The organism is Burkholderia sp. LAS2 (assembly GCF_018417615.1).
GTDB classification, from domain to species: domain Bacteria; phylum Pseudomonadota; class Gammaproteobacteria; order Burkholderiales; family Burkholderiaceae; genus Burkholderia; species Burkholderia sola.
In genome coordinates this window covers 35,508-53,718 of sequence record NZ_CP071052.1, presented here as the reverse complement: position 1 = coordinate 53,718, position 18,211 = coordinate 35,508, and the positions used below count along the sequence as shown (strand labels likewise).

The 18,211-nt window shown below is 67.0% G+C and carries 19 protein-coding genes and 1 tRNA gene; 5 read left to right on the top strand and 15 right to left on the bottom strand.

Annotated features, from left to right (window positions below; all coding sequences use genetic code 11):
* Nucleotides 1-91 precede the first annotated feature (91 nt).
* The gene (ftsY, locus tag JYG37_RS00275; protein WP_050014853.1) at nucleotides 92-1,252 is read right to left on the bottom strand and encodes a signal recognition particle-docking protein FtsY; all 1,161 of its coding nucleotides are present in this window, start codon (nucleotides 1,250-1,252) and stop codon (nucleotides 92-94) included.
* 214 nt (nucleotides 1,253-1,466) lie between these two features.
* Between ftsY and rsmD the strand changes: the two genes are divergently transcribed.
* The 3 genes from rsmD (at nucleotide 1,467) to JYG37_RS00260 (ending at nucleotide 3,016) form a co-directional block, all read left to right on the top strand.
* Nucleotides 1,467-2,081, top strand: coding sequence for a 16S rRNA (guanine(966)-N(2))-methyltransferase RsmD (gene rsmD, locus JYG37_RS00270; RefSeq protein WP_124556134.1), 615 nt, complete (start codon nucleotides 1,467-1,469; stop codon nucleotides 2,079-2,081).
* A gap of 111 nt (nucleotides 2,082-2,192) precedes the next feature.
* Nucleotides 2,193-2,690, top strand: coding sequence for a pantetheine-phosphate adenylyltransferase (gene coaD / locus JYG37_RS00265; protein ID WP_044847476.1), 498 nt, complete (start codon nucleotides 2,193-2,195; stop codon nucleotides 2,688-2,690).
* Nucleotides 2,691-2,749: 59 nt separating this feature from the next.
* Nucleotides 2,750-3,016, top strand: coding sequence for a YfhL family 4Fe-4S dicluster ferredoxin (locus JYG37_RS00260; protein ID WP_213345791.1), 267 nt, complete (start codon nucleotides 2,750-2,752; stop codon nucleotides 3,014-3,016).
* A gap of 82 nt (nucleotides 3,017-3,098) precedes the next feature.
* Here the strand turns inward: JYG37_RS00260 and hisC are convergent, their stop codons facing one another.
* The 8 genes from hisC to JYG37_RS00220 form a co-directional block, all read right to left on the bottom strand.
* Nucleotides 3,099-4,166 carry a histidinol-phosphate transaminase gene (hisC, locus tag JYG37_RS00255; protein WP_213345790.1) on the bottom strand — a complete coding sequence of 356 codons (1,068 nt, stop codon included), beginning with the start codon at nucleotides 4,164-4,166 and terminating at the stop codon, nucleotides 3,099-3,101.
* Between the two features lie 117 nt (nucleotides 4,167-4,283).
* The gene (gene pth / locus JYG37_RS00250) at nucleotides 4,284-4,883 is read right to left on the bottom strand and encodes an aminoacyl-tRNA hydrolase (protein WP_050014859.1); all 600 of its coding nucleotides are present in this window, start codon (nucleotides 4,881-4,883) and stop codon (nucleotides 4,284-4,286) included.
* Nucleotides 4,884-5,003: 120 nt separating this feature from the next.
* Entirely contained in the window at nucleotides 5,004-5,609 is a 606-nt protein-coding gene (locus JYG37_RS00245) for a 50S ribosomal protein L25/general stress protein Ctc (RefSeq protein ID WP_011546248.1), read from the bottom strand.
* 158 nt (nucleotides 5,610-5,767) lie between these two features.
* The gene (locus JYG37_RS00240; RefSeq protein ID WP_050014861.1) at nucleotides 5,768-6,730 is read right to left on the bottom strand and encodes a ribose-phosphate pyrophosphokinase; all 963 of its coding nucleotides are present in this window, start codon (nucleotides 6,728-6,730) and stop codon (nucleotides 5,768-5,770) included.
* Between the two features lie 44 nt (nucleotides 6,731-6,774).
* Nucleotides 6,775-6,851: transfer RNA gene (locus JYG37_RS00235), tRNA-Gln, on the bottom strand.
* A gap of 55 nt (nucleotides 6,852-6,906) precedes the next feature.
* Entirely contained in the window at nucleotides 6,907-7,788 is an 882-nt protein-coding gene (gene ispE / locus JYG37_RS00230; protein WP_050014863.1) for a 4-(cytidine 5'-diphospho)-2-C-methyl-D-erythritol kinase, read from the bottom strand.
* Between the two features lie 27 nt (nucleotides 7,789-7,815).
* Nucleotides 7,816-8,436, bottom strand: coding sequence for a lipoprotein insertase outer membrane protein LolB (gene lolB / locus JYG37_RS00225; protein ID WP_050014865.1), 621 nt, complete (start codon nucleotides 8,434-8,436; stop codon nucleotides 7,816-7,818).
* Nucleotides 8,436-10,259, bottom strand: a complete 1,824-nt coding sequence (locus JYG37_RS00220) for a tetratricopeptide repeat protein (protein WP_050014867.1) — start codon at nucleotides 10,257-10,259, stop codon at nucleotides 8,436-8,438. The genes lolB and JYG37_RS00220 overlap by 1 nt, the downstream gene beginning before the upstream one ends.
* Nucleotides 10,260-10,505: 246 nt before the next feature.
* Here JYG37_RS00220 and mutM point away from each other — a divergent pair, with 246 nt between their 5' ends.
* Both mutM and mutY read left to right on the top strand, forming a co-directional pair.
* Nucleotides 10,506-11,333 carry a bifunctional DNA-formamidopyrimidine glycosylase/DNA-(apurinic or apyrimidinic site) lyase gene (mutM, locus tag JYG37_RS00215; RefSeq protein ID WP_050014869.1) on the top strand — a complete coding sequence of 276 codons (828 nt, stop codon included), beginning with the start codon at nucleotides 10,506-10,508 and terminating at the stop codon, nucleotides 11,331-11,333.
* Nucleotides 11,334-11,357: 24 nt separating this feature from the next.
* Complete coding sequence (gene mutY, locus JYG37_RS00210) at nucleotides 11,358-12,464, top strand: A/G-specific adenine glycosylase (protein WP_050014871.1); 1,107 nt, start codon at nucleotides 11,358-11,360, stop codon at nucleotides 12,462-12,464.
* Nucleotides 12,465-12,568: 104 nt separating this feature from the next.
* On the opposite strand, the gene JYG37_RS00205 is transcribed toward mutY, so the two are convergent.
* The 6 genes from JYG37_RS00205 to JYG37_RS00180 all read right to left on the bottom strand — a co-directional run bounded on the left by JYG37_RS00205 (nucleotide 12,569) and on the right by JYG37_RS00180 (nucleotide 18,044).
* Nucleotides 12,569-13,204, bottom strand: coding sequence for an LON peptidase substrate-binding domain-containing protein (locus JYG37_RS00205; protein ID WP_050014873.1), 636 nt, complete (start codon nucleotides 13,202-13,204; stop codon nucleotides 12,569-12,571).
* A 27-nt stretch (nucleotides 13,205-13,231) separates the two neighbouring features.
* Nucleotides 13,232-14,140, bottom strand: coding sequence for an RNase adapter RapZ (gene rapZ / locus JYG37_RS00200; RefSeq protein ID WP_050014875.1), 909 nt, complete (start codon nucleotides 14,138-14,140; stop codon nucleotides 13,232-13,234).
* Nucleotides 14,141-14,214: 74 nt separating this feature from the next.
* Complete coding sequence (hprK, locus tag JYG37_RS00195; protein WP_006483133.1) at nucleotides 14,215-15,183, bottom strand: HPr(Ser) kinase/phosphatase; 969 nt, start codon at nucleotides 15,181-15,183, stop codon at nucleotides 14,215-14,217.
* Between the two features lie 129 nt (nucleotides 15,184-15,312).
* Complete coding sequence (locus JYG37_RS00190; RefSeq protein ID WP_027806888.1) at nucleotides 15,313-15,825, bottom strand: PTS sugar transporter subunit IIA; 513 nt, start codon at nucleotides 15,823-15,825, stop codon at nucleotides 15,313-15,315.
* A 194-nt stretch (nucleotides 15,826-16,019) separates the two neighbouring features.
* Nucleotides 16,020-16,379 (bottom strand): ribosome hibernation-promoting factor, HPF/YfiA family, encoded by a 360-nt coding sequence (gene hpf, locus JYG37_RS00185; RefSeq protein ID WP_124630909.1) that lies wholly within the window; start codon nucleotides 16,377-16,379, stop codon nucleotides 16,020-16,022.
* A 159-nt stretch (nucleotides 16,380-16,538) separates the two neighbouring features.
* Nucleotides 16,539-18,044: an RNA polymerase factor sigma-54 gene (locus JYG37_RS00180; protein ID WP_089488830.1), complete on the bottom strand. Its 1,506-nt coding sequence runs from the start codon at nucleotides 18,042-18,044 to the stop codon at nucleotides 16,539-16,541.
* Nucleotides 18,045-18,211: the final 167 nt, after the last annotated feature.

Sequence of the window (18,211 nt, the reverse complement as noted above, 5' to 3'; positions counted from 1 at the left end):
GAACGAGTGTGGCGGCCCCGCGGCGAGCAGGATCGGGCGCGCATGAAAAAGGGCGCCCGAAGGCGCCCCGTGCGATGCGAGCCGGCGGCGTTCAGCCGAGCAGCGCGTCCGCGAATTCCACCGCGCTGAACGGCTGCAGGTCCTCGACCTTCTCGCCGACGCCGATGAAGTAGACGGGCACCGGCCGTTGCCGCGCGATCGCGGCGAGAATCCCGCCCTTCGCGGTGCCGTCGAGCTTCGTGACGATCAGGCCGGTCAGGCCCAGCGCGTCGTCGAATGCCTTCACCTGCGTGAGCGCGTTCTGGCCGGTGTTCGCGTCGATCACCAGCAGCACCTCGTGCGGCGCGCCGTCGTGCGCCTTCGCGATCACGCGCTTCACCTTCTTCAGCTCTTCCATCAGGTGCAGCTGCGTCGGCAGGCGGCCGGCCGTGTCGGCCATCATCACGTCGATCTTGCGCGCGCGCGCGGCGCTGACCGCATCGAAGATCACCGCGGCCGGATCGCCGCTTTCCTGCTGCACGACCGTCACGTTGTTGCGCTCGCCCCAGACCGCCAGCTGCTCGCGCGCGGCCGCGCGGAACGTGTCGCCGGCGGCCAGCAGCACCGACTGGTCAAAGCTCTGCAGATGCTTCGCGAGCTTGCCGATGCTGGTCGTCTTGCCCGCGCCGTTCACGCCGGCGATCATCATCACGAGCGGCTGCGCGCGGCCGAGCATTAGCGATTTCTCGAGCGGCGTCAGCAGCTCGACGAGCAGGTCGTGCAGCGCATCCTTCACCTGCTGCGGATCGGTCAGCCGGCCCGCGCGCACCTTCTCGCGCAGCGCGTCGAGCAGGTACTCGGTCGCGTCGACGCCCGCGTCGGACATCAGCAGCGCGGTTTCGAGCTCCTCGTACAGGTCCTCGTCGATCTTCGTGTTGACGAAGACGCCGGTGATGCTCGAGCCCGTCTTCGCGAGCCCCGTTTTCAGGCGCGCGAGCCACGACTTCTTCGCGGACGCGTCCTGCAGCGGCGGCGGGACGATCTCGACCGTCTCGACCACTTCGTCGCGGCCGTCGTTGGTCGGCGTGACCGTCACCACGACGGCCGGCGCGGCCGCTTGCGCGCTCGCCTGCGGCACGTCGGCCGCGGGCGGCGCCTCCGGCGCGGGCGCGTCGGCGTCGGACGCTTCGTCCGCTTGCTGCGCGTCGGCCGATTGCGATTCCGCCGGATCGGGCTCCTGCGTTTTCTTGAATCGTTTGAAGAAACTGAACATGGTCTGGCGTCGGGAAGAGGGCGGGCCGCCGCCGAGGGCGGGGCGCCGGACGGGCCGTTCTGCGTTCGCGCGGGCGCGGCGCTCGGCGGCCGAAACCGTGCATTTTATCAGTGCGGCGCGGCGCTCGCGTCAGTGCGCGTCGCCGCTGTGGTAACGTGCGCCTGTTTGGCGCGCCCCTCGCGCGCGCCCGGTCCCTCCGTTGTCGATATCCCGTATGTCCCGTTCCTCTTCCGGCCGCCCCGCGGCCCCTTCCAGTCGCGGCAAGCCGCACGCGGTCCGCATCATCGGCGGCGACTGGAAACGCACGCCGCTCGCGGTGCTCGATCTCGACGGCCTGCGCCCGACGCCCGATCGCGTACGCGAGACGCTGTTCAACTGGCTCGGCCAGGATCTCGACGGTTGGCGCTGTCTCGACCTGTTCGCGGGCACCGGCGCGCTCGGCTTCGAGGCCGCGTCGCGCGGCGCGGCGAGCGTCGTGATGGTCGAGCGCCATCCGCGCGCCGCGCAGCAGCTGCGTGCGATCAAGGACAAGCTCGGCGCCCGGTCGGTCGAGATCGCCGAAGCCGATGCGCTGCGGCTCGCGGCCGGGCTCACGCCGGGCGCGTTCGACGTGGTGTTCCTCGATCCGCCGTTCGACGACCTGGCCGCGCTCGAGCGCGCGATCGCGCTCGCGGCGCCGCTCGTCGCGGCGGGCGGCGCGCTGTACGTCGAAACGGGGGCGGAACTCGACCCGGCCGCGCACGACGCGCTCGCGGGCTGGCAGGTGGTGAAGCACGGCAAGGCCGGTGCGGTTCACTATCATTTGCTGCGGCGCGAAAATGATGAATAATGCGCGTTCCATACGAGGCGGCGCGCCGCAAAGGCGACGCATGCCCATCTCGGCAGCGGCGCGTGCATCGCACGGCTGCCATCCCGTTTGCGTGATGACAGGAGGAGCGACATGGTAGTCGCCGTGTATCCCGGTACGTTCGATCCGCTGACGCGCGGGCACGAAGACCTCGTGCGGCGTGCGTCGAGCATTTTTGATACGCTGGTGGTGGGCGTTGCCGACAGCCGCGCGAAGAAACCGTTTTTCTCGCTCGAAGAACGTCTGACGATTGCGAACGAGGTGCTCGGCCATTATCCGAACGTGAAGGTGATGAGTTTCACCGGCCTCCTGAAGGATTTCGTCCGCATCAACAACGCGCGCGTGATCGTGCGCGGCCTGCGCGCCGTGTCCGATTTCGAATACGAGTTCCAGATGGCGGGGATGAACCGCTACCTGCTGCCCGACGTCGAGACGATGTTCATGACGCCGTCCGACCAGTACCAGTTCATCTCGGGGACGATCGTGCGCGAAATCGCGCAATTGGGCGGCGATGTCAGCAAATTCGTGTTTCCGTCCGTCGAGAAGTGGCTGACCGAGAAAGTCACGGCGATGGGAGGCCCTGCCGCGTGACGCGGCGCCGGCCGGTTTCGTTGCGAAGCCGGCCGCCGGCCTGAAGAAGTGAGATCAGTATGGCTTTGATGATTACCGACGAGTGCATCAATTGCGACGTGTGCGAGCCCGAGTGCCCGAACGGCGCGATTTCGATGGGCCCGGATATCTACGTGATCGACCCGAACAAGTGCACCGAGTGCGTCGGCCATTTCGACGAACCGCAGTGCCAGCAGGTGTGTCCGGTCGAATGCATTCCGCGCGATCCGCAGCATGACGAGTCGCACGCGCAATTGATGGAGAAGTATCACGCGTTGATCGCCGTGAAGGGCGACGACGCGGCGTGACCCTGCGCTGACGCACGCACGCCGATTGGCGAGCGCGCGTCGCGCTTTCAGATCGACGCCGCCCGGCGCCGGTTCTTCCGTGTCAGCCCAGCAGCTCGCGCAGCGCGGCGACGAGCGCATCGCATTCGGCGTCGGTGCCGACGGTGATGCGCAGATGCTGGTCGATCCGCGGCAGCCGGAAGTGCCGCACGAAAATTTCCCGTTCCTTCAGCTTCGCCGCGATCGCGCCCCCGTCGTGCGCCGGATGGCGCGCGAACACGAAATTCGCGGCCGACGGCACGATCTCGAAGCCGAGCGCGTCGAGCGCATGCGTGAGCCGCGCGCGGCTGTCGATCACGCGCCGGCAAGTCGCGTTGAAATGGTCGGTGTCTTCGTACGCGGCCTGCGCGGCGACTTGCGCGAGCCGGTCGAGCGGATACGAGTTGAAGCTGTCCTTCACGCGGTTCAGCGCGTTGATCAGCGCGGCATCGCCGAACGCGAAGCCGACGCGCATGCCCGCGAGCGAGCGCGCCTTCGACGTCGTATGCACGACGAGCAGGTTCGGGTGGCGGTCGATCAGCGTAATCGCCGACTGCGCGCCGAAATCGACGTACGCTTCGTCGATCACGACGACCGACGACGGGTTCGCGGCCGCGATCCGCTCGACGTCCGCGAGCGGCAGCGCGCGCCCGGTCGGCGCATTCGGGTTCGGAAACAGCACGCCGCCGGCGTCGTCGAGATAGTCGTCGACGCGGATCGAGAAATCGTCCGCGAGCGGCACGACCGTGGTCTCGACGCCGTACAGGCGCGCGTAGGTCGGATAGAAGCTGTACGTGATGTCGGGAAAGCGCAGCGGCCGGTCGTGCTTGAGCAGCGCCTGGAACGCGTGCGCGAGCACCTCGTCGGAGCCGTTGCCGACGAACACCTGGTCGGGCTGGATGCGGTGATGGGCCGCGACCGTCTCGCGCAGCGCGCGTGCGACCGGGTCGGGATAGCGGCGCAGCGTGTCGCCGGTGTCGCCGAGTTCGCGTGCGATCGCCGCGACGACGCGCGGCGACGGCGGATAGGGATTCTCGTTGGTGTTCAGCTTGACGGGGTGCGCGAGCGCGGGCTGTTCGCCCGGCACGTAAGGCACGAGTTGCTGAACGACGTCGCTCCAGTAACGGCTCACCGCTTGGCTCCTGTCGGGCAAAACGTCCAGATTACCGCATGTGCGCGTCGCGGTGGGGCAGGCGAGGCCGCCGGATTGCGTCGGACGACCGATGCACCGGGCCGGTGCGCGGTGCGGTCAGTTGCGATGCAGCTGCATCGTCGCGCGATCGAGTTCGCCCTTGACGACCATCGGCATCACGGCGAGCGCGCGTTCGATCGATGCGTCGATCACGTCCTGCTCGTCGCGGCGCGGCGGTTTCAGCACGAAGTTCGCGACGTCGGGCTTCGCGCCGGCGCGCGCGCTTTCCGGAATCAGGTCGCGCGGATGGCCGATGCCGATCCGCAGCCGCCAGTATTGCTGCGACGACAGGTGCGCGGTGATGTCCTTCAGGCCGTTGTGGCCGCCGCTGCCGCCGCCGAGCTTCAGCTTCACGGTGCCGGGCGGCAGGTCGAGTTCGTCGTGCGCGACGAGGATCTGGTCGGGCAGGATCTTGAAGAATTGCGCGAGCGCGACGACCGACTGGCCGGAGCGGTTCATGTAGGTCTGCGGCTCGAGCAGATGGACTTCCTCGCCGTGCAGGCGCGCTTTCGCGTAGAAGCCGTGGAAGCGGCGCTCGTCGCGCAGCGTCGTGCCGGCTTCGCGGGCGAGCTGGTCGATCAGCCAGAAACCGGCGTTGTGGCGCGTCGCGGTGTATTCCGCCCCGGGATTGCCGAGGCCGACGATCAGTTTGATCATGACGTTTCGAAGGCGGCGGCCGCCGCCTGGGCGCAAAAAAAGAAAAACCCGCCGGGCAAGCCGCGGCGGGTTGCGTCGACCGTTTCGTGAAACGGATCGATGGGGCGTGCAGGCAGCCGCTTAGGCAGCCGGCGTTTCGCCTTCTGCTGCGTCCGACACGGCACCCGCCGGGACCGTCGCCGAAGCGATGACCGGGTTTTCCGCGTCGACGTGCGCGACCAGCGCGACGCCCTTCGGCAGCGCGATGTCCTTCGCGTGCAGCGATTGACCGGCTTCGATCTTCGACAGGTCGACTTCGAGGAACTCCGGCAGGTCAGCCGGCAGGCACTCGATTTCGATTTCCGTCGCGACGTGCGAAACGATCGCGCTCGACAGCTTCACGGCCGGGCTGACTTCTGCGTTCAGGAAGTGCAGCGGTGCCTTCGTGTGCAGCTTCTTCTTCGCGTCGACGCGTTGGAAGTCCACGTGCAGCACGAGTTGCTTGAACGGGTGATATTGCACGTCGCGCAGCAGAACCTGTTGCGACTGGCCAGCGACTTCCAGGTCGAGGATCGACGAGTGGAAGGCTTCCTTCTTCAGTGCATGCCACAGCGCGTTGTGATCCAGTTCGATCTTTTGCGGGGCTGCTTCGCCACCGTAGACGATACCCGTGGTCTTACCGGCGTTGCGCAGGCGGCGGCTCGCACCCGTACCTTGCTGTTGGCGCTCGAAAGCGACGACTTTCATGTGATTCTCCATGTGCTGCCCGCGACCAGGCAGTAAAACGGGGCCATCAAGCGGCCCCCGATGAAACGGCCGGGGTTTCGTCTATCCCGTCCGATTGTGCAAAAAGCGAAGCGTTGCCGCTTCGCTTTCCGCGCATGCTTTGTTCCGTCGATTCGCGATCAGGATTCCGCGAACAGCGACATCACCGAATCGCCGCGGCGAATCCGCGAGAACGTCTCGGCCAGCAGGCTCGCGCTCGTCAGCGAGCGGATCTTCGAGCATGCCAGCGATTCGGCCGACAGCGGGATCGTATCGGTGACGACCAGCTCGTCGAGTGCCGATGCGGCGATGCGATCTGCGGCGCCGCCCGACAGCACCGGATGCGTCGCGTAGGCAAAAACCTGCTTCGCGCCGCGATCCTTCAGCACTTGGGCGGCCTTGCACAGCGTGCCGGCCGTATCGACCATGTCGTCCATGATCACGCAGGTGCGGCCTTCGACTTCACCGATGATGTTCATCACTTCGGCGACGTTCGCCTTCGGACGACGCTTGTCGATGATCGCGAGATCGCAGTTCAGCTGCTTCGCGAGCGCCCGGGCACGCACCACGCCGCCGACGTCCGGCGACACGACGAGCAGATCCGAATAGTTCTGCTTGCGCAGGTCGCCCAGCAGGATCGGCGTCGCGTAGATGTTGTCGACCGGGATGTCGAAGAAGCCCTGAATCTGGTCGGCGTGCAGATCCATCGTGATGATCCGCTCGACGCCGGCGATTTCCAGCATGTTCGCGACGATCTTCGCCGAGATCGCGACGCGCGCCGAACGCGGGCGGCGATCTTGACGGGCATAGCCGAAGTAGGGGATGGCAGCGGTGATCCGGCCGGCGGATGCGCGCTTGAGCGCATCGACCATGATCATCAGTTCCATCAGATTGTCGTTCGCCGGTGCGCACGTGGATTGCAGGACGAAGACGTCCTTGCCGCGCACGTTTTCCTGGATCTCGACCTGGATCTCGCCGTCGGAGAAACGGCTGACCATCGCTTTGCCGAGGGGAATACCAAGGATACTGACGACTTCCTGGGCGAGCGCGGGATTCGCGTTGCCAGTAAAGACCATCAGGCCATCATGGCTGTGGCTGCTCATCGTGCACCTGCTTCAGGCTTGGGCGGGAAATGCGGGAAAATTTTTGGCAGGGGAGGAAGGACTCGAACCCTCGCATGCCGGAATCAAAATCCGGTGCCTTGACCAACTTGGCGACTCCCCTACACTTAACTGATAACTTCACCGAACTTGTGTAGGCCGTTCGGCAAAGTAAAACTTCATGACGCGAAAGCGAAGAGCGGATGCTCGTTCAGACTCTCGGCAACTGCGCCGTTCCAACTGGCGGGCAGCTTGGCTTTCGCCGCTTCTGCCTCGTGCTTGCTGTGAAACGCTGCAAACACGCTTGCTCCGGAGCCGGTCATCCTCGCGGGGGTCACATCATACAACCATTTGACCACCTGCGCAACTTCCGCGTACTTCCTTGTTACAACTTCCTGCATATCGTTCCGGCCGAAGCTGTCTGGCCATTCCGCATCGCTGGTTTGCTGTGCAAGAAAGTCAGCAATTGTGACGGGCTTTGTATCTCTTGTCAACAACTCATCTGAAAATATTTCAGCGGTCGGGACATGAACGCGTGGCGTCACAACCAAGAACCAGCGAGTCGGCAATTGTACCTCAGCTAATTCTTCTCCGATACCCTCTGCGAACGCATTTTTTCCGAAAATAAAAAACGGGACGTCGGCGCCGAGTTTGACCGCGAGCGACTGGAGTTCGGCGCGCGGCACATCGAGTTGCCACAGGCGGTTCAGCGCGAGCAGCGTCGTCGCCGCGTCGGAACTGCCGCCGCCGAGGCCGGCGCCCATCGGCAGGATCTTGTCGATCTCGATGTCGACGCCGTGCGCGGTGCCCGTATGCGCTTTCAGCAGGTTCGCCGCGCGCACGACGAGATCGCTTTCCTCGGGCACGCCGGGCACGTCGGTGACGCGTGCGACGCGGCCGTCGTCGCGCCGCGTGAAGTGCAGCGTATCGCCCCAGTTCAGCAGCTGGAATACGCTCTGCAGATCGTGATAGCCGTTCGGACGACGGCCGGTGATGTGCAGGAACAGGTTGAGTTTCGCGGGCGCCAGGCAGTTGCGCAGCGAGCGGGTCGAATCGGTCATGCGGGTATCGGGGCTAGGCGCGCGTGCTCACTGATCGAGCACGAGCTTGATGTCGAGCGGCGGCGTCGCGCGCACGAGGTTGACGCGTTTGACGCCCGTGGCCGGGGCATCCGCGTAGGCAAGGTAGTCGATCGTCCAGCCGTCCTGGTGCAACTGCTTGATGCGCGTGCCGTCGGCCGGGTCGCGCACGGTTTCCGCGGGCGTCGCGGGCGCGGCGGTCGGCAGCAGCCAATAGCGCAGGCCCGCGAGCGGCAGCTCGAAGCCGAGCGTTTTCTGCATCAGGTCGCCGACGTCGGGCGCATATTGGGTCGGGCGGTTCGGCAATTCGAGCGACGCCGCGCGCGGGGACGATTTCACGACCGCGAGCGTCTGGCCGAGCGGGCTGCGCAGCTCGAGCGACACGTCGTCGCCGTGCTCCTGCCAGTCGAAGTTGCCGTACACGTTCTGCGGGTTGCCGAGACGATCGTCGTACCGCACCGCGAAGCGGCCATGGTACGCATGCGTCGCCGCTGTCTGCAGCGCGGCGCCCGTCGGCGCGTTGGCCGACGGCGGCGTGCTCGCGCAGCCGGCGAGCGCAAGCGCCGCGCCGGCCGCGGCCAGCATGCGCTGCGCGCGGGAGAACCGGGAAAACATCGGGAGCATCCGCATCAGAGGCCGTTGATCTGCAGGCGTTTGAGCGTCTGCACGAGCGTTTCGTTGTCGGGCTCGAGCTTCTGCGCGGCACGCAACGCGTTGCGCGCGTCGTCCTGCGCGCCGCTCTTCCACAGCACTTCGCCGAGATGCGCGCCGATCTCGGCGTTCGGCTGCAGTTCGTATGCACGCTGCAGCACCTTCGTCGCGCCGGCCGTGTCGCCCATCCGGTACTTCACCCAGCCGAGGCTGTCCATGATGTACGCGTCGTTCGGCGCGAGCGTCATCGCCTTGTCGATCAGCTTGCTGGCCTCGGGCAGCCGCTGGTTGCGGTCGGCGAGCGAATAGCCGAGCGCGTTGTAGGCCTGCGGGTTGTCGGGCTGCGTACGGATCAGCTCGCGCAACTGCTTTTCCATCGTCGCGTAGTGGCCGGTCTTTTCGGCCGCCATCGCGTAGTCGTAGCGCAGGTCGGGATCGTCCGGGAAGTCCTGGACCGCTTGCCCGAGCCGCGCTTCCGCTTCCGGATAGCGCTTCGCGGTGAACAGGATCGACGCATCGGTGCGCGCGACCACGGCCGCGTCGCGCGGATCGGAGATCGGCAGGTTGTCGAGCACCTTGCGCGCCTCGTCGGTCTTGCCCTGTTTCTGCAGCAGTTGCGCACGCGTGATCTGCGCGGGCAGGTAGTGCTGGCTCGTCTGGTCGACCTTGTCGAGCCATTGCGACGCCTGCGCGTCGTTGTTCTGGTCGATCGCGATCTGCGCGAGGTAGATGTAGCCCTGGCCGACGTCGAGGTTCGGCTGCTTGTCGCCGAGCTGCACGTACTGCTTCAGGTAGCCGGTCGCCTCGTCGAGTTTCTTCTGCTGGATCTTGATCAGCGCGAGCGCCATCAGCGGCGTCGGATCCTTCGCGTCGAGCTTGCGCATCGTCTCGAACTGCTTCTGCGCGTCGTCGAGGCGATCGTCGGCGAGATAGAGCTGCGACAGCGCGAGCCGCGCGTCGCGCGACTTCGGATTCTGCTGAACATACTTCTCGAACGACGCGATGCCCGCCGCGCGCTCCGCCGGCCCCATCTGCGACAGCATCAGCGCCGCCGGCAGGTAGTCGGGGCGGATCTGCAGCGCCTGCTTCAGCGATTGCGCGGCGCCGTCCTTGTCGTCGACCGCGAGCTGCTGCCGCGCGATCGCGAGCTGCGCCTCGGGGCGATTCATGTCGTTCTTCAGCATGTCCTTCAGCACCGCGAGGCCGCCGACGCGGTCGGGGCCGCGCACGAGCAGCGCCTGCAGCGCGAGGATCGCCGGGCCGCGCGTGTCGCCGGTCGCGCGGGCCAGCTCGCGCGCGAGCATGGGCTGCGCGTCGGCCGGCTTGCCGGCGAGCACCAGCAGCGCGGCGTCGACCTGCGACGCGCGGTTCGAATCCGGCGCGTACTGACGCCACAGGTTCGCGGCGGACAGTGCGTCGGCCGGGCTCTGCGCGCCGAGCGCGATTTCGGTCGCGCGCTGCGCCATGCGCGGATCGCGCGTGTCGCGGGCCAGCGCGAGGTAGGTCTGGTACGCCGGTGCCGGCTGGTTGCGCTGGAGCGCGACCTCGGCCGCGAGCACCTGATAGACGATCTGGCTCGTCAGCGGCACGCCGGGGAGATTCTTCTGCTCGTCCGGCATCACATGCTCGAACGCACCCTGCGGCTCCGCGTCGTCCGATGCCGGAGCCTGCGCGTGGGCCGGAAAGGCGGTGAGGGTCCAGGCGGCAAACAGCGCGGCACCGAGTGCACGGCGGACCGGGAAGGCGCGCGCGCCGCGCACGGCGGCGGGGCGCTTCTGAAGCAGCTTCGAGGGCAGAGTCATGGAAATCCGTTCGATGTTTCAACCGATTGTAACGCGCTCGCTACAATACACGCACGATCGTGATAGGGTCCGCTTACCTGCGGAATCCCCATGCGAATGCCCGAAATCGCCCGCCTCGCGTGCTGCCAGGCCGGCGATTTCGGGCATTCCCGTGTTTAATTCGGGGTCGCCGCGAGAACGGCCGTTCTCGCGGCGGCGCATGCGCGTTCCCCATGTAAGCAGACCGTAGCCTCAGACCCGCAAAACATGCCAGAGTTGCCAGAAGTCGAAGTCACGCGCCGGGGCATCGAGCCCTTTGTCGCGGGCCGCCGCGTCGAGCGTGTCGACGTCCGTACCGCGATGCTGCGCTGGCCCGTGCCGGCGGGGCTCGCCGAGCAGTTGCGCGCGCGCGAGGTGCTCGCCGTCGAGCGCCGCGGCAAGTACCTGCTGTTCGAAGTCGATGCCGGCTGGTTCATCGTCCATCTCGGGATGACCGGCACGCTGCGCGTGCTGCCCGCGGCCGGCGTGCCGGTCGCCGCGAAGCACGATCACATCGACTGGATCTTCGACGAATTCGTGCTGCGGTTCCGCGATCCGCGCCGCTTCGGCGCCGTGCTGTGGCACCCGCGCGAAGCCGGCGACGTGCATGCGCATCCGCTGCTCGCGAGCCTCGGCGTCGAGCCGTTCTCGCCGGCGTTCACCGGCGCGCTGCTGCATGCGCGCACGCGCGGCCGCACGGTGTCGGTCAAGCAGGCGCTGCTCGCGGGCGACATGGTCGTCGGCGTCGGCAACATCTATGCGTCGGAGAGCCTGTTTCGCGCCGGCATCCGGCCGACGACGGCCGCCGGCAAGGTGTCGCTGCCGCGCTACGAGCGGCTGGCCGATGCGGTGCGCGCGACGCTCGCCGACGCGATCGAGCGCGGCGGCAGCACGTTGCGCGATTTCGTCGGCAGCAACGGCGAAAGCGGCTACTTCCAGCTCGACTGCTTCGTCTACGATCGCGCCGGCCAGCCGTGCCGCGTCTGCGGCACATCGATCCGCCAGATCGTGCAGGGCCAGCGGTCGACCTATTTCTGCCCGACGTGCCAGCGTTGAAACCCTTTTCCACGATCAGACAACTTGAAGCCGCCCCGCATCGCCCCCGCTCCGTTCCCCGTCACGCCGCTGCACCGCACGTTCGCCACGCGTCTCGTCGCGTGGCAGCGCGAGCATGGCCGCCATGACCTGCCTTGGCAGAACACCCGCGATCCGTACCGGATCTGGCTGTCGGAAATCATGCTGCAGCAGACGCAGGTGTCGACCGTCATCCCGTATTACACGCGTTTTCTCGACCGCTACCCCGACGTCGCCGCGCTCGCGGCCGCGCCGACCGACGACGTGATGGCGCTGTGGGCGGGGCTCGGCTACTATTCGCGCGCGCGCAACCTGCACCGCTGCGCGCAGGTCGTCGTCGCCGAGCACGGCGGCGCGTTTCCGGCGACGCCCGACGCGCTGGCCGAACTGCCCGGCATCGGCCGCTCGACGGCTGCCGCGATCGCGTCGTTTGCGTACGGCGCGCGCGCGACGATCCTCGACGGCAACGTGAAGCGCGTGCTCGCGCGGGTATTCGGCGTCGAGGGCTTTCCGGGCGAGAAGCGGGTCGAGAACGACATGTGGGCGCTCGCCGAATCGCTGCTGCCCGATGCCGCGAACGCGGCCGACGTGAGCGCGTACACGCAGGGGCTGATGGATCTGGGCGCGACGCTGTGCGTGCGCGGCAAGCCCGACTGCGCGCGCTGCCCGTTCGCGGGCGACTGCGTCGCGCAATCGACCGGCCGCCAGCGCGAACTGCCGGCCGCGCGGCCGAAGAAGGCCGTGCCGACGCGCAAGACGTGGATGCTCGTGCTGCGCGACGGCGACGCCGTGCTGCTCGAGCGACGGCCGCCGACCGGCATCTGGGGCGGCCTGTGGAGCCTGCCGCAAGCGGACGGCGATGCCGCGCTCGCGGATCTCGCGCGCGGCTTCGGCGGCGGCGGCACGGTGCCGCTCGCGCCGCTCACGCATACGTTCACGCATTTCCGGCTCGAGATCGAGCCGCGGCTGAGCGATCTGGCGGACGGCGGCGGCCTGCCGTCGCAGGCGCGGGACGCGGACACAGCGTGGGTGCCGCTGAGCCGGCTCGACGCGTACGGCGTGCCGGCGCCCGTGCGCAAGCTGCTCGATGCGCTGAGCGGGCCGCTGCTGTAACGAACGGGGAAGGGCGCGGCGCGGGCCGCGTTCGGGAAGGCGCGGCGTTGTCGCACGCAGGAAAGCCCTTCGGGTGGGCGCGACGCGCGATGCGCGAGCGGTCGCTACAGCCAGCCGTGCCGGTCGAGCACGTGGTGCACGGCGTCGATGCGCGCGCCGACGTCCGGAAACTCCATCAGCTTCTGCCGCGCGCGCAGGTCGAGCGGCAGCAGTTCCGCGAGGCGATTCGCTACCCAGCTCGGATCGTCGAGGCGGAACGGTTCGCCGAACGGCATTTTCTGCGGATCGGATTTCTTCAGCGCGTCGATGATGCGCTCGAGCACCTCGGCGCACGAGCCGAACTGCGCGAGCGCCTGTTCGCCTTCGAGCGGGATGTCGTCGGGCAGCGGCTCCGCGATGCCGACCAGCAGCCCGTTGCCTTCGACGCGATACGACAGCAGCTCGAAACGCTGCGTGCCGACCGCCTGCAGATACAGCATCCCGAATTCGCCGGTATCGCACTCGGTGATGCGGGCCATGCAGCCGATGGTCTCGGGCACCGACACCGCGCCATCCTGCGCGACTTCGGGCCCGCTCTTGAGCAGGCACACGCCGAACGGTGCGTCGTCGCGCAGGCAGGCGCGCGACATGTCGAGATAGCGCGCCTCGAACACCTTGAGCGGGAGCAGCCCTCCGGGAAACAGCACCGTGTGCAGCGGAAACAGCGGCAGGTCGATCAGGGTGGTCGATAGGGAGGACATGGCGCGCGGGCGTGGGGGCGGGTGTCGCTAGGGTCGGTCGACCTCGGAGACGAGCCGCGACGACGCGTCGACATCCACTGGCGCGTCACGATGCCGCACGATCACGTTCGCGTCGCGCGCGAGGCGCGCGGCGAGCGTTTCCGCGATGAACACCGAGCGATGCTGGCCGCCCGTGCAGCCGATGGCGACGGTCAGATAGCTGCGGTTGTCGTCGCGGAAGTGCGGCAGCCATTTCATCAGGAACGCATGGATGTCGTCGATCATCTGGTGGACGATCGGCAGTGCGTCGAGAAAGGCGATGACCGGCTGGTCGAGCCCGGTGAGCGGGCGCAGCTCGTGGTCGTAGTACGGGTTCGGCAGCGCGCGCACGTCGAACATCAGGTCGGCGTCGAGCGGCACGCCGCGCTTGAAGCCGAACGATTCGAACATCACCATCAGGTCGTTGTTCTTCTGCTCGATGAAGCGCTTGACCCAGGTGCGCAGCGCGTTCGCGCGCAGCGTGCTGGTGTCGATCTGATGGCCGAATTCGGCGAGCGGCGCGACGAGCTCGCGCTCGCGCTCGATCGCTTCCTCGAGCGACGACAGCAGGCCGACGTCCGCATCGTGCGACCGCGAGCCGGACAGCGGATGGCGGCGGCGCGTTTCGGAGAAGCGCTGGATCAGCGCCTGGGTGCTCGCGTTGAGGAACAGCACGCGCACGTCGTGCTCGCGGGACAGCTCGCGGATCAGGCCGGGCATTTCGTCGAGCGACGCGCTCGAGCGCGCGTCGATCGCGACCGCGAGCCGGCGCTGGCCGTCCTGCGCGAGGTAGCGGGCGAGTTCGGGGAGCACGTGCGGCGGCAGGTTGTCGACGCAGTAATAGCCTGCGTCTTCGAGCGCGTTCAGCGCGACGGACTTGCCTGAGCCGGAGATGCCGGTGATGAGGACGATGCGCATGGGAACAGAGAATCCTGACGTTTCATCATAGCACCGGCTCGACGCGTCGGCGTTGCGCGGCCGGCGCGTGCGGGTTACACCAGTTTGCCGGGGAACTGACTGTCGGGGTCCTGCATCGCGAGTCGTTGCCGATCCATGAAATCGCGCAACGTGTCGATTCCGCGCAACTGCAGGATCGTGTTCCGGACGGCCGCCTCGACGAGCACCGCGAGGTTGCGGCCGGCCGCCACCTGGATCGTGACCTTGCTGATCGGCAAGCCGAGCACGTCGACGGTCTGGCTTTCGAGCGGCAGGCGCTGGAATTCGCCGTCGGGGCGCCGCACCAGCTGGACGATCAGCTTCAGCTTCATTTTCCGCCGTACCGCGGTTTCGCCGAAGATCGTCTTGATGTCGAGCAGGCCGAGGCCGCGCACTTCGAGCAGGTTCTGCAGCAGCGGCGGGCAGCGCCCTTCGACGAAATCGGGGCCAAGACGGACGAAATCGACCGCGTCGTCGGCGACGAGGCCATGGCCGCGGCTGATCAGCTCGAGGCCGAGCTCGCTCTTGCCGAGACCCGAATCGCCGGTCAGCAGCACGCCCATCCCGAGGATGTCGAGGAACACGCCGTGCAGCGTCGCGCGCGGCGCGAGGATGCGCGACATGTAGAGCCGCAGGCTGTCGATCACCGCGGCGGCCGACATCGGCGTCGTGAACAGCGGCGTGGACGAGCGCGTGCAGCGCAGCACCAGTTCGGGCGGCGCCGCGGCGCCGCCGGCGACGACGAGGAACGGCGGTTCGAGTGCGATCAGCTCGGCCATGTGGCGCGAGCGGTCTTCGTCGGTCTGGCGCTGGTAGTAGTCGATTTCGGCTTCGCCGAGCACCTGGATCCGGTTCGGGTGGATCAGGTTCAGGTGGCCGACGAGGTCGGCGCTGGACGTTGCGTTGCCGACCGTGTCGGCCGAAAAGCCGCGTTCCCAGCCTTCATGCCCCGTCAGCCAGCTCAGTTTCAGCGTCGCTGCGTTGTCGTCGAAGATGCTCTGGGCGTTGATGCTGGACGTATCCATGACTCTCGTCACTCCAATGGGCCGGTGCGGGCGCGCGGCGACGGACGTCGCCATGCCGGGCCGGCGCCGGGCGGCCCTGGACGGCGGCGCGTGCCGCCTCGTACGGGGAAATATTCCGCCCGGAACAACTCAAGGTTGCCACTGAGTGAGCAGGCGATGCAACTCGGCGATATCCGTTTCGTTGTGCAGACGCTCGCGCGCGTCGCGATCGGACAGCAGTTGCGCGATTTCCGACAGGATCTCGAGGTGCTGCTGGGTGGCTTGCTCGGGGACGAGCAGGAAGATCAGGAGGCCGACAGGCTGGCCGTCGGGCGCTTCGAACGGGATCGCATCGGCGAGGCGGACGAACGCGGCGAGCGGATGCTTGAGGCCCTTGATGCGGCCGTGCGGAATCGCGACACCTTCGCCGAGCCCGGTCGAACCGAGGCGCTCGCGCGCGAACAGGTTGTCCGTGACGGTGCTGCGACCGATGCCGTTCTGATTCTCGAACATCAGCCCGGCTTGTTCGAAGACGCGTTTCTTGCTGGTGACCGAGAGGTCGATGACGACGTTCTCTATGGGCAGGATTTTGGCTAGGCGATTCATGTTGGCAGGCGATTGGGCGGCCTGGGGTCTCCTTGCGGCGGCGGACTGATTTTCCATGTTCGGCGATATCAAGGCATGTGGCATGGCAACCTGCAACGCCGCTACCGCATCCAACACCCCCCGGCGATAACCGGAACATTATAGAGCACAGCCGCGTGCGTGGCGCAGCACGGACGGACCGGTTGCACCGGTGCTCGGCGTGGCAAAAAAAACGCCCGGCGAACCGGGCGGCGTGCGTGTTGCGGTGACGGTTATTGCGGCGGCAGTTCGATCTGGTCGATCGACGGCTGCAGCTTGATCGGATCGTGCGCATGCGTTTGCAGGCGCTCCATGTGCTTGACGACCTGGCGATCCAGCTTGTCGATCAACAGATCGATCGCGGCATACAGGTTGCCGTTCGTGCTTTCGACGAAGATGTCCTTGCCCTTCAGGTGCAGGTTGATTTCCGCGCGCTGCTGCTTGTCCTTTTCCTTGTGGTTGTCGACCGAGAGGATCACAGTGCCATCGATCACCTGATCGCTATGCCGTAGCACCCGGTCCAGCTTGGTGATCACGTATTCGCGAATGGCAGGCGTGACTTCGAGATGATGTCCACTGATCTTCAGGTTCATAGTGCTTCTCCAAGCGAGTGACCACCCGGCCGCATCGAGGCGGCGCTCCGGTCGACTTGCCCGTGCCGCACGAAGGCGGCGTATCGCGGACAGGTCGCCCGGCCTGTTCCCCGTGTGCGCGGTGGTCGGGACACGCCTGCCGCCGGGCAGGCAGCAGGCTTAAAGAGACTTGCGCAGATTCACTGCCGGGATCTTGAGGGCTTCGCGATATTTCGCAACCGTGCGGCGCGCGACCACGAAACCCTGTTCTGCCAGCAGCTCGGCAATGCGGCTGTCCGAAAGTGGCGATTTTGGGTCTTCAGCTCCTATCAGTTGCTTGATGAGGGCTCGGATGGCGGTCGACGACGCGGCGCCACCGGTGTCGGTCGAGACGTGAGATCCGAAGAAGTACTTAAATTCAAGCGTCCCGAACGGGGTCAGCATGTACTTCCCGGTTGTCACACGGCTGACAGTCGACTCGTGTAGGCCCAGCGTATCAGCTATTTCCCGCAAAACCAAGGGGCGCATGGCAATTTCACCGTGCGCAAAGAAGTTCTTTTGACGCTCGACAATAGCCTGCGCGACACGCAGGATCGTGTCGAATCGCTGCTGGATATTCTTGATCAGCCAGCGCGCTTCCTGGAGCTGCTGTTTCAGCGATCCGGCCGACGGATCGCCGCGGCTGTTGCGCAGGATGTTCGCGTACAGGTTGTTGATCCGCAGGCGCGGCACGACCTCCGGATTGAGCTCCGCGAGCCAGCCCTGGCCGGCCTTCTTCACGATGATGTCGGGCACGACGTAGTCGGCCTCGGCCTTGCCGTACGCGGCGCCGGGGAACGGCTCCAGCGAGCGGATCAGCGCGTGCGCGTCGCGCAGCGCATCGTCGCTCGCCTTCAGGTGCTTGCGCAACCGGGTGAAGTCGCGTGCGGCGAGCAGTTCGAGATGCTGCGACACGATCTCGAGCGCGAGCGTGCGCGTGGGGGACGGATCGAGGCGCAGCAGCTGCAGCTTCAGGCATTCGGACGCCGAGCGCGCGCCGACGCCGGCCGGGTCGAAGCTGTGCAGCAGCGCGAGCGCCGCGTTCAGTTCGTCGCAGTCGATTTCCAGTTCGGGCGGCAGGTCGGCGAGCACTTCGTCGAGCGTGGCGGTCAGGTAGCCGTCGTCGTCGAGCGATTCGATCAGGAACATCACGAGCGCGCGATCGCGCGGGCCGGCTTGCGTGACGCGCAATTGCGCGGCGAGGTGGTCGCGCAGCGACGTCGCGGCTTCCTGCACCTGCAGCGGCGGCAGGTCGTCGTCGTCGGACGCGCCGCTCGAGCGGCCGTATTCGTCGAGGTTCCACTGCGGGCCGTCGTTGCCGTCGCCGGACCCGTAACCGTCGTATTCGTCGGCGCCGGCCGGCTCGTCGCGCTCGGCGCGGTCGCTGGACGTGCTGCTGCCGTTCGTCGCGGCCGGCTCGGTGTTCTGTGCGGGCGGCGTCTGCGCGATCAGCGATCCGTCCGCCGCGACGCGCAGCGGGCTGGCGATCCATTCGTCGTCGTTCTCGAGCAGCGGATTCTGCGCGACGGCCATCGCGACTTCCTGCTGCAATTCGAGCGTCGACAACTGCAGGAGCCGGATCGACTGCTGCAGCTGAGGCGTCAGCGCAAGATGTTGCGACAGGCGGAGTTGAAGGCTGGCTTTCATGGCAAGGAGGGAGTCATACCGGCAGTTTGCCACGACCCAGGCGCATTGAGCCATCCGCGATTACGCGCGGCGCGCCGCCCGGCCGCGGGCAGGGCCGCGGGCGTGGTTGCAAAGCGGGGCGCAGCCCCGCGCGGCGATGCCGGGCGGGGTGCAGCCAGCCACGAGGA

Excerpts from the sequence above, each read along its gene's own strand:
- pth (WP_050014859.1), bottom strand. The coding sequence starts at position 4,883 with ATGATCAAACTGATCGTCGGCCTCGGCAATCCCGGGGCGGAATACACC.
- JYG37_RS00180 (WP_089488830.1), bottom strand. The coding sequence starts at position 18,044 with ATGAAAGCCAGCCTTCAACTCCGCCTGTCGCAACATCTTGCGCTGACG.
- hpf (WP_124630909.1), bottom strand. The coding sequence starts at position 16,379 with ATGAACCTGAAGATCAGTGGACATCATCTCGAAGTCACGCCTGCCATT.
- rsmD (WP_124556134.1), top strand. The coding sequence starts at position 1,467 with ATGTCCCGTTCCTCTTCCGGCCGCCCCGCGGCCCCTTCCAGTCGCGGC.
- mutM (WP_050014869.1), top strand. The coding sequence starts at position 10,506 with ATGCCAGAGTTGCCAGAAGTCGAAGTCACGCGCCGGGGCATCGAGCCC.
- JYG37_RS00190 (WP_027806888.1), bottom strand. The coding sequence starts at position 15,825 with ATGGAAAATCAGTCCGCCGCCGCAAGGAGACCCCAGGCCGCCCAATCG.
- hprK (WP_006483133.1), bottom strand. The coding sequence starts at position 15,183 with ATGGATACGTCCAGCATCAACGCCCAGAGCATCTTCGACGACAACGCA.
- JYG37_RS00245 (WP_011546248.1), bottom strand. The coding sequence starts at position 5,609 with ATGAAAGTCGTCGCTTTCGAGCGCCAACAGCAAGGTACGGGTGCGAGC.
- JYG37_RS00205 (WP_050014873.1), bottom strand. The coding sequence starts at position 13,204 with ATGTCCTCCCTATCGACCACCCTGATCGACCTGCCGCTGTTTCCGCTG.
- coaD (WP_044847476.1), top strand. The coding sequence starts at position 2,193 with ATGGTAGTCGCCGTGTATCCCGGTACGTTCGATCCGCTGACGCGCGGG.
- ftsY (WP_050014853.1), bottom strand. The coding sequence starts at position 1,252 with ATGTTCAGTTTCTTCAAACGATTCAAGAAAACGCAGGAGCCCGATCCG.
- JYG37_RS00220 (WP_050014867.1), bottom strand. The coding sequence starts at position 10,259 with ATGACTCTGCCCTCGAAGCTGCTTCAGAAGCGCCCCGCCGCCGTGCGC.
- JYG37_RS00240 (WP_050014861.1), bottom strand. The coding sequence starts at position 6,730 with ATGAGCAGCCACAGCCATGATGGCCTGATGGTCTTTACTGGCAACGCG.
- rapZ (WP_050014875.1), bottom strand. The coding sequence starts at position 14,140 with ATGCGCATCGTCCTCATCACCGGCATCTCCGGCTCAGGCAAGTCCGTC.
- JYG37_RS00260 (WP_213345791.1), top strand. The coding sequence starts at position 2,750 with ATGGCTTTGATGATTACCGACGAGTGCATCAATTGCGACGTGTGCGAG.
- ispE (WP_050014863.1), bottom strand. The coding sequence starts at position 7,788 with ATGACCGATTCGACCCGCTCGCTGCGCAACTGCCTGGCGCCCGCGAAA.
- lolB (WP_050014865.1), bottom strand. The coding sequence starts at position 8,436 with ATGCGGATGCTCCCGATGTTTTCCCGGTTCTCCCGCGCGCAGCGCATG.